Source organism: Vibrio sp. GLN_1, from assembly GCF_043106015.1.
Taxonomy (GTDB): Bacteria; Pseudomonadota; Gammaproteobacteria; order Enterobacterales; family Vibrionaceae; genus Vibrio; species Vibrio parahaemolyticus.
Window position 1 is genome coordinate 430,122 of sequence record NZ_JBICMD010000007.1, and the last position, 12,622, is coordinate 442,743.

Annotated in this window: 13 protein-coding genes; 5 read left to right on the forward strand and 8 right to left on the reverse strand. The window is 47.0% G+C overall.

Features of this window, described 5'->3' with window-relative positions; genetic code table 11:
• Positions 1-201: 201 nt before the first annotated feature.
• Positions 202-849 carry a LysR family transcriptional regulator gene (locus tag ACF8OV_RS04630; protein WP_258495712.1) on the reverse strand — a complete coding sequence of 216 codons (648 nt, stop codon included), beginning with the start codon at positions 847-849 and terminating at the stop codon, positions 202-204.
• Between the two features lie 151 nt (positions 850-1,000).
• Positions 1,001-2,308, reverse strand: a complete 1,308-nt coding sequence (locus ACF8OV_RS04635; protein ID WP_140101396.1) for a DUF1254 domain-containing protein — start codon at positions 2,306-2,308, stop codon at positions 1,001-1,003.
• A 141-nt stretch (positions 2,309-2,449) separates the two neighbouring features.
• Between ACF8OV_RS04635 and ACF8OV_RS04640 the strand changes: the two genes are divergently transcribed.
• The gene (locus tag ACF8OV_RS04640; RefSeq protein WP_006740978.1) at positions 2,450-3,364 is read left to right on the forward strand and encodes a LysR family transcriptional regulator; all 915 of its coding nucleotides are present in this window, start codon (positions 2,450-2,452) and stop codon (positions 3,362-3,364) included.
• A gap of 72 nt (positions 3,365-3,436) precedes the next feature.
• Here the strand turns inward: ACF8OV_RS04640 and ACF8OV_RS04645 are convergent, their stop codons facing one another.
• The 5 genes from ACF8OV_RS04645 to ACF8OV_RS04665 form a co-directional block, all read right to left on the reverse strand.
• Complete coding sequence (locus ACF8OV_RS04645; protein WP_005391929.1) at positions 3,437-3,922, reverse strand: VOC family protein; 486 nt, start codon at positions 3,920-3,922, stop codon at positions 3,437-3,439.
• A 138-nt stretch (positions 3,923-4,060) separates the two neighbouring features.
• Positions 4,061-4,378: a DUF4144 domain-containing protein gene (locus ACF8OV_RS04650; RefSeq protein ID WP_025506254.1), complete on the reverse strand. Its 318-nt coding sequence runs from the start codon at positions 4,376-4,378 to the stop codon at positions 4,061-4,063.
• A 96-nt stretch (positions 4,379-4,474) separates the two neighbouring features.
• Positions 4,475-5,185 (reverse strand): HAD family hydrolase, encoded by a 711-nt coding sequence (locus ACF8OV_RS04655; protein ID WP_203503735.1) that lies wholly within the window; start codon positions 5,183-5,185, stop codon positions 4,475-4,477.
• Positions 5,186-5,210: 25 nt separating this feature from the next.
• Positions 5,211-5,747 carry a DUF924 family protein gene (locus ACF8OV_RS04660; RefSeq protein ID WP_140078078.1) on the reverse strand — a complete coding sequence of 179 codons (537 nt, stop codon included), beginning with the start codon at positions 5,745-5,747 and terminating at the stop codon, positions 5,211-5,213.
• A gap of 65 nt (positions 5,748-5,812) precedes the next feature.
• The gene (locus ACF8OV_RS04665; protein ID WP_140272717.1) at positions 5,813-7,660 is read right to left on the reverse strand and encodes a M3 family metallopeptidase; all 1,848 of its coding nucleotides are present in this window, start codon (positions 7,658-7,660) and stop codon (positions 5,813-5,815) included.
• 231 nt (positions 7,661-7,891) lie between these two features.
• Here ACF8OV_RS04665 and ACF8OV_RS04670 point away from each other — a divergent pair, with 231 nt between their 5' ends.
• Positions 7,892-8,254: a hypothetical protein gene (locus ACF8OV_RS04670; RefSeq protein ID WP_025509446.1), complete on the forward strand. Its 363-nt coding sequence runs from the start codon at positions 7,892-7,894 to the stop codon at positions 8,252-8,254.
• 83 nt (positions 8,255-8,337) lie between these two features.
• On the opposite strand, the gene ACF8OV_RS04675 is transcribed toward ACF8OV_RS04670, so the two are convergent.
• The gene (locus tag ACF8OV_RS04675) at positions 8,338-8,511 is read right to left on the reverse strand and encodes a hypothetical protein (RefSeq protein WP_005460772.1); all 174 of its coding nucleotides are present in this window, start codon (positions 8,509-8,511) and stop codon (positions 8,338-8,340) included.
• 240 nt (positions 8,512-8,751) lie between these two features.
• On the opposite strand from ACF8OV_RS04675, the gene ACF8OV_RS04680 reads away from it, so the two are divergent.
• The 3 genes from ACF8OV_RS04680 (at position 8,752) to ACF8OV_RS04690 (ending at position 12,558) form a co-directional block, all read left to right on the forward strand.
• Complete coding sequence (locus ACF8OV_RS04680; protein ID WP_079771559.1) at positions 8,752-9,894, forward strand: sugar diacid recognition domain-containing protein; 1,143 nt, start codon at positions 8,752-8,754, stop codon at positions 9,892-9,894.
• A gap of 158 nt (positions 9,895-10,052) precedes the next feature.
• Positions 10,053-11,405, forward strand: coding sequence for a GntP family permease (locus tag ACF8OV_RS04685; RefSeq protein WP_203503737.1), 1,353 nt, complete (start codon positions 10,053-10,055; stop codon positions 11,403-11,405).
• Positions 11,406-11,421: 16 nt separating this feature from the next.
• Complete coding sequence (locus ACF8OV_RS04690) at positions 11,422-12,558, forward strand: glycerate kinase (protein ID WP_203503739.1); 1,137 nt, start codon at positions 11,422-11,424, stop codon at positions 12,556-12,558.
• Positions 12,559-12,622 lie beyond the last annotated feature (64 nt).

Here is a 12,622-nt window from a genome sequence, read left to right on the forward strand (position 1 = left end):
ATGTGCGACCGCGTCAGGCGTTTAGGCCTGTAGCAAATTGGTCACGCGCCCAAGCTCGCAAACGTTGATGGGAAGTGCTGGATTCATCTCGTTTATGGAAAATCAGCTTATAGCTGACCGGCTCGGAAAACATTGGAGTTTGAATGACTTGCAGATTCAAAGCCGATTGCCATTTCTGCGCCAAAGACAGGGGAAGCACGCCTAAGCAATCGTGTTTCGAAGCATCATGCCAGAGAGCGATGTTGTCATCATTTCCACATCACGCTCTTGCAGCCCTGGCTGGTGAATTTCGGTGTTGCTAACTGGGAAGTCTTCGTCTCCGACAAACCGACAGTGCTTTTCAGAATAAAACCGTTCTTGTTCGATTTTTCCTGCGATACGTGGGTGACCTTGACGACAAATCACCACCATTGGTTCTTCAAAAATTGATTCACTGATAAACGATGGGTCATGAATGGTCGTTGGGCTAATAATCAAATCGATCTGTTTAAGTCGTAGATCATTCAATAACGAAGGTAAATCCGTATCGGCGCAAATGCTGATCGTGTTGGTTGATGTGATGCGGTGGATCAGCGCCTCGTTACAGCTCAGGCGGAAAGTGCTTTGATCGGAAATGGCATCATTAATCATCGCAAACGCCTGATGAAATTTAGGTAGCAACTGATGCGCTACAGAAGTGAGTTTGATTTGTCGCCCATCCTTCACAAATAACGATTTGTTGGTTTCTTTTTCCAAACGCTTCATGGATGCGCTAATCGCAGGCTGAGTTAGCCCTAGGTGCTCTGCGGCGCGAGAGTAAGATTGATATTCAGCAACAATTAAAAAGGTTTGGATTAGATTAAAATCCATACGATACCTAAATAAAAATAATCACTAGATTGAGTGGGAGGCTCTTTGATTTTTGGGCTAGATGTTTGCCCTAGACACCCACCTTGAAATAAGCCCCCTTAACGCACTTACGAGCTAAGGAGGCGACAGAGCAGTGGTTCGTTAAAACGAATTATTTAACTACTTTGATTTCAGGCATTTGATACTCACCACTTTGGATTGCATCGTCTGCGCCGTAAAAACGCATGATGGCGTAGAACGGTTTTTCAGGTACTGGCAAGAAGTTTGGATCGTCTGCACGACCTTTCTCGTTCGCACTCATGTAAATGGTGTAGTAACCGTCTTTGTCCGCTTTCATGGTTCGGTCGCCACGGCTGTGACGGTTTAGGTCGTTTTTCGCCATCAAACGGTTGTCGTTGCCGTAAATAGTAACAGACCAGAATTCGCTGACGTTCGGCGCTTTAAAGCGCATCACGTAATCATGCTTCGAACCATCCAGTTTTTGACCAGTGCTGTCGAAATCTGATTTACGGTAAGACGCTTCGATAGGTGGTAAGCCCCACTGACCAAGGTAAGTACCTTCTGCAAAAATATCGCGTGGCGCATCACCCAAGGTATCGCGTGTACCAAGCAACGTACGAGCATCTGTCATTTTAGGTGCAAGTTCGACGAGGTGTTCCATGCCTTTCTTCTCACCAATTTTTGCCAGTTTTAGCTGCTCAGGCGTGAAGTCAGTTTTGCATGGTTCAACGCCGATAGATTGGTATTTGTCCAACCACTGTTTGTCCGCATTGCCCATCGAGCCATCACATAGCACGAAGTTCACGCGTTCAAGCCATGTTGAATTTTTTGGATCTGGGTACGTTCTTTGTACTGGTTTTGGCCCGTTCTTACCTAAATATTCCGATAGGGTACGAATGTTCCATTGGTCCATGTAGTTAAGCGCGACTTTCGCATCTTCGTCATTCACTGCCATGATGCGACCCATCAGCTTCACAAGGTTGCTGTCTACGCGAACCACTTCGTCGACAGAAGCTGGCACTTTACCTTGCCAATCTTGTGCTGCAAACATGAACTGGCCGCCTTTTGTGCCGCGAGTACGAGAACTGAACGCTGCGTTGGTGTAATGGCCCATGTCCATTGTGTGCAAGATCCAGTAACGGCCTTCATCCATATCAGGCACGCTCACAATGACAGGTTCTGCAGCAACATCTAACCAGCCCATAAGGTGAAGCGTATCGTTATTAATGGTTGGGTGAGCGGTGTAAGAGTCATCAGCTAGAGCACGAATATTCTGAAAGCGGTTCAGTGGATAGTTGTTTTCTACCGCCGTGTGATAGAAAAACTTGTACGCTTCATCAATAGAGTAGCCGTAGATATAAGCATCTTCTGCAAGATCAACATTGGTGTTAGCCGCAAATACAGGGCTGGCTCCTAGCGCTGATAATCCCAATAGAGTAACGAGTAATTTTTGTTTCATGGCTGGTTTCATCCATTTGGTTGTGAGGATATGTTTCCAGCTAAGCTTAGTCGTTAACCCGTTTATTACAGAAATGAATTGTGAGTATTTAGTCTATATCAAAAGTGATATACTTTGAGAAAAGCTAAAGAGATAATGTTGATGAACTTTGATTACAATTTGCTCAAGGTGCTTGCAGTGATTCTTGAAACACGTAACACCACAACGGCTGCGGAGCGTTTGTGCACCAGCCAGCCTGCTGTGAGCCGAAGCTTGCGTAAAATTCGGGATTTGTTTAACGACGACATTTTAGTGCGTAAGGGCACCAATATGGAGCTCACGCCGAAAGCCGAAGAGATCAAAGCGCAGCTTTCTGGGATCATCAACGACATCGACAAGCTGGTGAATGTTTCTCATAGTTTTGATCCCGCGACCGAGAGCAGTGTACTGCGTGTTGCGATCAACTCGTCCATTGCGCAATGGTTTTCTGCCGCGTTTACTCAGCTGCTAGCCAAAGAAGCGCCGTTTATGAACTTGGTGATCGAAGACTGGACGGAAACCACGCCAGACAAAATTGATGCGGGTGAAATCGCTTTTGGTATCAACTATTTCCCTATGGAGTTGCCGAAGCATCTGGTTCAGAAAAAAGGCGGGCGGGACGACTTTGCTCTGGCCTGCCGCGCGACGCATCCGCATGGTGGTAAACGCATGTACTTGGATGACATTTCAGAGTACGCGTACGCGGTTCACATCATCCAACATTGGAATGAAAAAGAAGATCACATCTCGCGCTTATTACAGCCTTTTTCAGTTGTCCCAAGAATTCAACTGCGTACCACGCACATCAACACCATTTTGAATTTGGTTGCGGATAGCGATGTGCTGTTTCCTTGTTCGCGTCACTTGATCAATCAGTTAGATAAGCGTTTTTCTTTTATCGAATTTGATGACGCGCTGCCGAAATTAGAGGGTAACTTCGGTTACGTTTACAGCGTAAAGCGCCGTAATGATCCGTTGATATTGTGGGTTAACAATACCGTTGAATCGTTGATGAAGTCGTTAGGCATTGAGTCGTAACAATGGTTGGTGAAACGGTTTGAACAACCGGGTTCAATAACGCACTGATCCCGGTTGTATTACTTGATGCAATTACTCGTATTCAGAAGCGTAAGTTTCTTCATAAGTGTGCGAGTAAAGCTCGAACAGGTTGCCGAATGGGTCTTCTAGATAAACCATTTTCGCAGGCTTGTTATCGTCTTCTGGGTGGTAACGCATGATGTCCATACGAACTTTGCCACCCAACGCTTCAGTGCGCTTGATTGCACCTTCAAAGTCGTCCGTCTGCAAACAGAAATGGAAGATACCGATGCGAGAAAAATCCACTTCATGGCGCTCTTGACGCTCTTTCATTTCAAATAACTCAAGTCCGATACCATCGCTTGTCACTAGATGCGCAATGTTGAAGCCTTTAAAGCCCTCACCAAAGACCGCAATACACATTCTGCCAATTGCGGTTTCGCGTTCTTCAATCACTTTCGTGTTGCCCATAACGACTTTTAGACCAAGCGCTTGCGTGTAAAACTCAACCGCTTTATCCATATCTCCGACCATAATACCGACATGATTCATTTTCATTTGTTTGCTCCCAACATGTGTGCTTAAACGTTGTTTTGTTTCGATGTGGGAGAGTATATGGTGCGATTTTAATTACATGAAATTATCATAAATTATAAAAATAATAATTATATGTAATCAACGTGAGCGGAGTTTGAGCTAATTGGCTAATGCCTCAACTGCTTGCTGTACCGAGGTGAAGTGAATTTTGATGATGCACCTTTGTGCGAGACTAAACTCATGCGACTGGATGAGTGACGTAACTTCCTCGACGGACAGAGTGCGTTCTTCCGGTTGTAAAACGGTGGTGTTCGAATCGTTGTATTGCAACCCGAACGTGTTGCCATTTGAGTCAATTACGTAATCATCTGGCCCCAAAATGAGCGCTTCGCATTCGGAATCAAGATCGGCATGAGAACGCAAATAGATAAGTTCATCGTCGCCATCGAGTTTCAATAAACATGGCCATGTAACCATGGGGCCTCCAGTGTAGTGGCTAAAATTGTTTCAATGTCTGAAAGGGCAAGGTGAGCGCTGGCATTCAAGGTGTTGGCCTTAAGCCGCAGTCAAAAATTACGTGTGTTGAGCAATAATCGAAAACAGCTCGTCAACCGTTTTTGCCACGTAATCTGGTTGCACGCTCCAACGCTCTGGCATCGCGCCGCTGTACGCTGCTGCAACGGCAATCACCTTACTTTGGCCACCCAACTGCTGTTCGATGTTGCGTGCGAATTGCGTGTCGGCTTCATGGTCACCGATGTACATCAGCTGTCGATTTTCTGCGTGACCAAAAATCGACTCAACGCATTTGATGCCACTGTACGCATCGGGCTTTTGGTGTCCGTTCGAGACGTCATCATACCCGACGATGGATTTAAACGGCGCGCTGATGCCGTTGTCGGACAGCACTCGACGAATATTGCTTTGTGAGTTTTGAGAGCAAATGCCGTGAGGCAGCTGCGCAAACTCTTTAATAACGCCATCAATGCCTTCAAACAGGGTTACTGGTGTTTGGTTTTTCTCTTGATGCTCTGCCCATAAACCACCAGCTTTTAGCATTTCATCATGGGACATGCTGTAGTAATCCACGTAGAGCTCTTGCCAGTTTTTCGCCGCGTGGTTTGCGTAGTGATAGTTGGCTTCTGAATGGAGATATTTCGGTAAATTATCGCCAGTTAAATGCGGGGCTACGATGGATAAGATCGCTTTGGTGATGTCGATGTTTTTCGGTACAGAGTTTACGAGTGTCCCATCGTAATCCCACAATATGGCGTCTAATTTCATTCAACGTTCTCGTTGTTATTGATGGTTAAAAGCTGGAACCGGGTTGCTGCAAAAATGCTAACTCTTCAGGTGTGCATTCTCTTCCCAAGATGGCGTTGCGATGTGGGTAACGTCCAAATTGGTCGATGATGGCTTTGTGTTTTAGCTCAAAATCGTAGTTATTTTCAAGCCCTGATGCGCGAAACAATTTCTCAGCTTCGACATGAATGAGGCGAGATTCGCTGTGCATAAAGGGCATGTACAAAAAGCTTAGCTGCTCAGGCGCTAATTCTTGATCGTGTCCTAACCGAATTGCTTCTTGAGCCAATGCTAATGCGAGCGGGTCTTGCGCAAACGCTTTTGGGGTGTTGCGATACACATTACGTGAAAACTGGTCGAGGACGATGATTTCGGCCAATCGTCCTTGTGCGCTGTCACGCCAATTAAACAGTTCACAACGAGCGGCTTGTTCTAGTAACGAGGCAAATCGTGACGCAATATGTTTGTCCAGTTCTGGGTTGTTTTCAAACCAGTTTTGAGGCGTTAGCTCTTCGAACCAGAACTTGATGATTTGTTGATGCATGGGGCTTCCTTTTGTTGTGCCTTAATAGTAAAAAGCCAGAAGCGTGGCTTCTGGCTCTTGGCGTGTTATCGACCGTAAGTCTCTACGATGTAACGTTCAAAATCGTCACACATTTGTTCGTCAGAGATGGCGTTGCTTGCCAGTTCTTTACTGCCGTCGACGACTTTAATCGTCGCGTTCAGTGAGGCGACTGGTGCTCGTTCTCGTGTTGCAAGTGAGTCGATTTTCTTCTGCTGTACTTCCCACGCTTGCTCTGGCGATAGATTACATACATCTGCCAAGTACTTAGCATTGAACCCCTCGCCAGTCAGGCTGACAATCGTTTCGTTGTGCGACAAATGATTGCCTGCGTGCCAGTAGTGTTTTGCCAACAGTGGGCCAATTTCTGGGTTATCCGTCAGGTAGCCAAACTTCTCAAGGAAGTATGCGCGGGTCTGATACACCGCCATGTGCGCGAGTAGATAACCTTGATACGCGCAAGCCGCTTCATCGGATAGCAAATGTGGAATCGCCATCAGTGGGCGAGGGCTGCATTCCAAACCAAGGATCTGTTTTTCACAATCTCGAGCCAGCTTAGTGATGCGCTCTGGCGTTAACTCATCATCGCTAAGTTGATATAACGCGCGCTCAAAGTACGGCACAACCAAGATGCTACGTTCTTCGTAGGCTTTGAATGGTTGACGACTGTTGATCATCGCTTGAATTGTCTCATCAGGAACCGAATTCCCTTCATCATCCAGTGCGTATTGTTTTAGCCAATCGGCATCGGTTAACAGGCTGTCACAGAACATCGACTGAGTTTCTGCATAAGCCATCGACGTCGGCGCAAACTCCTGCGAAAAACAAGGCGCGTTCATTTTTACGTTCGCAAAGTGTGCTGCGTGGCCACCTTCGTGGAACAGCGTGTTAATGCCATCGTAGCCGCTACCCACTTGATCTGGTTTGGCATTGCTGGTGAAGTTCACCTGTGCTGCGACCCATTCGCCTTGATTGTAGAAAGAAGGGATCGGGCCGTGGCAGAACCCGTTTGGGTACTTACCTTTGCGGTCTAATAAATCCAGCGTTAGCGTCGCGCCAGAGTAATCAATATTCAGACGACCAAACGATTCTACCCAGCGTCTCAGAGATTTAGAGAATGGCACGTACGGGTCAAGATCACGCATGACGTCACCCGCGAACGAGTAAACAAAGTTGAAGCCTGTTAGTGCACTTGCGCCTTTCTCTTTCGCCAAGTTTTCTAAGCTGTTTAGGTGCGCATCTCGCGTGCGTTGTTCGAAATCTTCCAAAATCTCGAATAGCTGCTCAGAACTCATCTTTTCCGTTTTTTGCACGGAGTAATCAAAGAAGGTCGCATAACCCAGTGAGCGAGCGAACTGGTTGCGCAGTTTGATCAGTTCTATAAAGCCGTTTTGCAGTAGCCATTGTTCAAGGTTCAGCAAGGCTTGATGAGCCGATTGGCGAACTTCTTCATGGTTGCTGGTGCGAATGGTTGAGCTCAATACTGGCAGTGAACCTTCCACTTGCTTGCCGTTTTCATCGGTAAACGTTTGTACGTGGTTCTGTTTTTTCTCGAATAGTTCAGCTTCAAAGGCAATGAGCTGATTTTTCAACGCTTGTGCTTTTTCTCCCTCGATTGCGTGAGATTCAAACATCGCTAGCCAACCAGAAAGACCCGTAATGGTTTGCTGTTTCTCTTGTGGGTCGGTAATTGAGTCCGCGGCTTCAAGCTGTTGCTTGATGGCAGTAATTTGCTCGGCGTTGCTCAAAAAGCTTGTCCACGCCGTTTGTGCTTGCGTCGAGCCATCATGGTCATCGCTGATCCCCATGTAAGTTTCCCAAAAGAAATCTTCTTTGGTGCGGTGAATCGCGAGGTAACGTTGATTGAGGTCGTTGAGATAATCCGTTGCGGTCATTTTGATCCTTCAAATGGTTTCGTTATGTAGACAGTTGATTATTGCACGCTTGGCCGCGAGAAAGGAGCGACAATCTCATTTGTCGATTTTGCATCGCGTAAACGTGATTTTACTATTTGTTTACATTTTAAATGGTTAGTAGGTTATTTGTTGTGGAGCACCTTACGTTTTGGCGCTGATGGTATACAATTTATAAAATTTCTTGTTGCAGTCGTACAAAGCGGAAACGAAATGATAAATAAAGCAAAAGTAACGTTGCTGACGCTAGGAGTGGTTTTAGCGGGATGTTCGTCAGTGACGGCTCCTAAAAAGGATGCCATTGAGAGTATTCAGCAAAAATGTGCGGTCATTCTGAGTAGTGATGTTTCTGATGATCACCGTTGGCAGGTGTATAACGAGCTGATGCAAGAATATGCGGTACATGCCATTAAAACTCAGGCTCAACTTGACCGTTTTGAAGCGTTTGTTATGCGAGTGCAAAGTGATGATTCAGGTCAGCTGATTACTGAGCTGATTGAAGTCACTGACTGGGGATGCTCAAACGGCAATTATCTTGAAGAGATGGATATGTTCATTCAAGAGGTTCAAAAGTAAAAAACCGAGCGTTAAGTCGCTCGGTTTTTTGTTTTTGTAGCACTCTTTTTTGTAGGCTCTAGTGCGCTGGCTCGTCGGGACGTTTACTCTTCTGGGTACTCGCCCATACCCTCAGTTTTGCCTTCTGCTTTCCAGTGCTCATTGGCATCATAAGCTTCATCGCATAAGTCCACGGTGTAGCCCATTTCAGTAATTTCCTTCAAAGTGAGGTTGTCAGCAATTTTGGCAATTTCGCCCGCTTTATTACGCAATTCCATCGTGTTTCCTCCGTTATCGCTCGCTTGCAGCAACGTAACTCCAACGCGTAGTAACAAGGCATCGAAGTCTCTTTGCTTTAAGTATATATCCCTCTGTTCAAAATGACGGATTAAACCATTTTTTATGTGTGGTTAAGGCGTAATGATTTGAGCTACGCCTGCAATTTGCATCGACAGCATCGCGATAGCACGCTATTTGTGATTTATTGAGTGATTCATTTATAAGTTTGGAAAATCGAAATGGTGATTCTCGACCACTCCTTAGCACAGCAAATTGTTGATCGAACCATGTCCATCATTGGTCACAATGTGAATGTGATGAACTCAGCAGGCATCATTATTGGTAGTGGCGATCCAAAACGCGTTGGGCAAGTGCATGATGGCGCGGTATTGGCGTTGAATCACGGCGATTCGCTAGAGCTGAATGAGCAGCAATGTTTGACGTTGCAGGGTGTCAAACCCGGAATCAATATGCTGTTGAAATTGCATGGTGACGTGGTCGGTATTGTTGGTGTGACAGGTGAGCCGGAGAAAATCCGAGATTTCGCCAAACTGGTCAAAATGACCGCTGAATTGACAATCGAGCAAGCTGCGCTGGTGGAAAAATTTCAGTGGGACAGACGTCATCGCGAAGAGTTTATTCTGGCTTGGATCAATGGGAAACTGACCGATGAAGAGCTGAAAGATTGGGCGATGCGTCTTTCTATCGATGTTACTCAACCACGGGTGGCAACGGTGATTGAAGTCTCGACGCCGTCCGCCTCAAAAAGCATGAAGAGTGTGCGCAATATTGTTGAGCTGCTTGAATATCCGGAGCGTAACAACCTGGTTGCGATTGTCTCAGTGAATGAAATTGTGGTGCTGAAACCGTGTCATTCCGCCAAGCAGTGGGATAGCCAAATCGAAAGTGACCGCATTGATAAGTTGATGTCGCGCTTAAGCGATCACGATTCGCATACGTTTCACATTGCGCTAGGGCAGCTGTTTAATGAGCCTAAAGATGTCGCGTTGTCATACCAAAGCGCGAAACAGGTATTAGCCATTGGCAAGCAGTTCTACCCAGAGAAACGTAAGTACCTGTTCGATGAACTTCGTTTGCCTGTGCTGTTAGCGCCGTTGGCGGATATTTGGCAAGGTGAACAAATTATTGATGGCGTGAAACGGTTGAAAGAGAAAGACAAATCTGGGCAATTACTGAAAACCCTAGATGCGTTGTTTGAATGCAATGGCAATGTGACGGAATGCTCTAAAATGCTGTTTATTCACCGGAACACTCTGCGTTATCGGTTAGAAAAAATCACCGAGATAACAGGGCTGCCAACCACCAATTTTGTGGGGTTAGCGGAGCTTTATATTGCGACTCGGCTCTCAAAAATGGCGTGATATTGTGCATTTGCACAATACGCGTCATTTTTTGACCACATCATTTGTCACTCCGCCTAAAGGAATTCGAAAGCAAACGATTAATAATTCATGCGTCCCTACATGTTGAGTGAGCCAACACGGACTCGTTCAGCAAAATAAGAATAAATGGAGTTATCATGAACCTTATATTAATCCTGCTCGGGGTGATCGCATTTATTGTGCTCACGACCACCAAATTCAAATTACATCCCTTTTTAGCGCTGATCATCGCGGCGTTCCTTGCGGCATTTGCTTACGGCTTACCGGCAGATAGCATTGCCAAAACCATTGCTTCTGGCTTTGGCGGCATCCTTGGTTACATTGGTTTGGTTATCGTTTTAGGTACCATCATCGGTGTTATTTTGGAGAAAAGTGGTGCGGCGATCACCATGGCCGATACGGTTATTAAAGTGTTGGGTGAGCGTTTCCCAACATTGACTATGAGTATCATCGGTTACATCGTTTCTGTTCCGGTATTTTGTGATTCAGGCTTTGTCATTCTGAACTCGCTCAAAGAATCACTCGCGAAGCGTTTAAAAACCTCAAGCGTTGCGATGAGTGTGGCGTTGGCAACTGGCCTATACGCGACGCACACGTTTGTGCCGCCAACTCCTGGCCCGATTGCCGCTGCGGGTAACTTAGGCCTGGAATCTAACCTTGGTGTAGTGATTGGTGTGGGTGTGTTTGTTGCAGCGGTTGCGGCGCTAGCGGGTATGTTGTGGGCGAACCGATTCCAACATGTTGAACCAGATGGCATTGAAGCCGCAGATGAAATTCAGCATGACTGGCAAGCACTCAAAGCGTCTTACGGCAAATTGCCAACGGCGAGCCAAGCATTCGCTCCTATTTTTGTTCCAATCTTATTGATCTGTTTTGGCTCTATCGCGAAATTCCCAAGCTTACCGCTGGGCGAAGGTTTTGTGTTTGATGTTCTGACTTTCTTAGGACAGCCACTAACGGCATTGGTGATTGGCCTGTTCCTTTCTGTTCGCCTACTCAAATCAGACAACAAGATTGAAGAATTTGGCGAGCGAATCAGCCAAGGTATTACGGCTGCTGCGCCTATTCTTTTGATTACCGGTGCTGGTGGTGCATTTGGCGCGGTATTAAAAGCAACGCCGCTAGGTGAATACTTGGGTACGACGCTATCGGCGCTGGGCGTGGGCATTTTTATGCCATTTATCGTTGCGGCTGCGCTAAAATCGGCGCAAGGTTCGTCTACGGTTGCGCTGGTGACCACATCAGCTTTGGTTGCGCCTATGCTTACGCAATTGGGGCTAGATTCAGAAATGGGCCGCGTATTAACGGTGATGGCGATCGGTGCAGGTGCGATGACGGTTTCTCATGCAAACGACAGCTTCTTCTGGGTAGTTTCGCAGTTTAGCCGCATGTCGGTGGGCTTAGCCTACCGCGCGCAAACCATGGCTACGCTCGTTCAAGGTGTCACGGCAATGGCATTGGTGTACATTTTGAGTCTCGTTCTCTTATAAGTCTCTGGAAATACGTATGAAAGTGGTAATTGCACCTGATTCATTTAAAGAAAGTTTAACCGCCAAACAAGTGAGCGAGGCGATCAAAACGGGTCTTGCTCGCGTATGGCATGATGCCGAGTTTGTTACGGTTCCGGTCGCAGACGGCGGCGAAGGCACGGTTCAATCTTTGATAGATGCAACTCAAGGCGAACAAGTCTTCACAACAGTGACTGCGCCATTAGGGAATGATGTTGAAGCGTTTTATGGCATCCTCGGCGACGGCGAAACTGCGGTTATTGAAATGGCGGAGGCCAGTGGGCTACACCTTGTGCCGAGTGATGCTCGCGACCCAAAACTGACCAGCAGCATTGGTACCGGACAGCTGATCAAACACGCGCTAGACAGAGGTATTCAACGCTTAATCATTGGTTTGGGCGGCAGCGCTACCAATGATGGTGGCGTGGGTATGTTGACCGCGTTGGGGGTAACGTTTCTTGATGAATTTGGTCATGCAATTACCCCAAATGGAGGCGAGTTAGCGGCGCTTGCATCCATCGATATTTCTGGTCTTGACCCGCGCTTAGCTGCTTGCGAAGTGTTGGTAGCGTGCGATGTTGATAACCCACTCTGTGGCGAAAAAGGCGCGTCGGCTATCTTTGGCCCGCAAAAGGGAGCGACAGCGTCAGACGTCACTCTGCTCGATAACGCATTGCGCAAGTTTGGCGAGTTGACGGAACAAGCGACGGGTAAGCACGTACTGACTCGTGAAGGGGCGGGTGCTGCTGGTGGTATGGGCGCGGCCTTGCTCGGGTACACGCCAGCGCGTTTGCAACCGGGAATTGAGATTGTGCTTGAAACGGTCAAGCTTGCTGAGCATGTTGCGGATGCGGATATCGTATTCACAGGCGAGGGTCGAATCGATCATCAAACCGCGCATGGCAAAACGCCGATGGGCGTTGCTAAGGTGGCCAAGCAGTTTGATTTGCCAGTCATTGCGTTAGCAGGCTGTGTGGGCGACAACTATCATGCGGTTTATGAGTGCGGTATTGATGCGGTGTTTGCTTGTGTACCAAGGGCGATGAGCTTATCTGAGGCCATGAAAGAGGCTGACGTCAACGTTGCCAATTTAGCCGAAAACGTCGCGAGAATGTGGCAAATTAAGTTGCACTGAGGGCGATAACGATACGAGAAAACTCCACCTTTGCGTGGAGTTTTTTGTTGTTACCTGTTTGCGT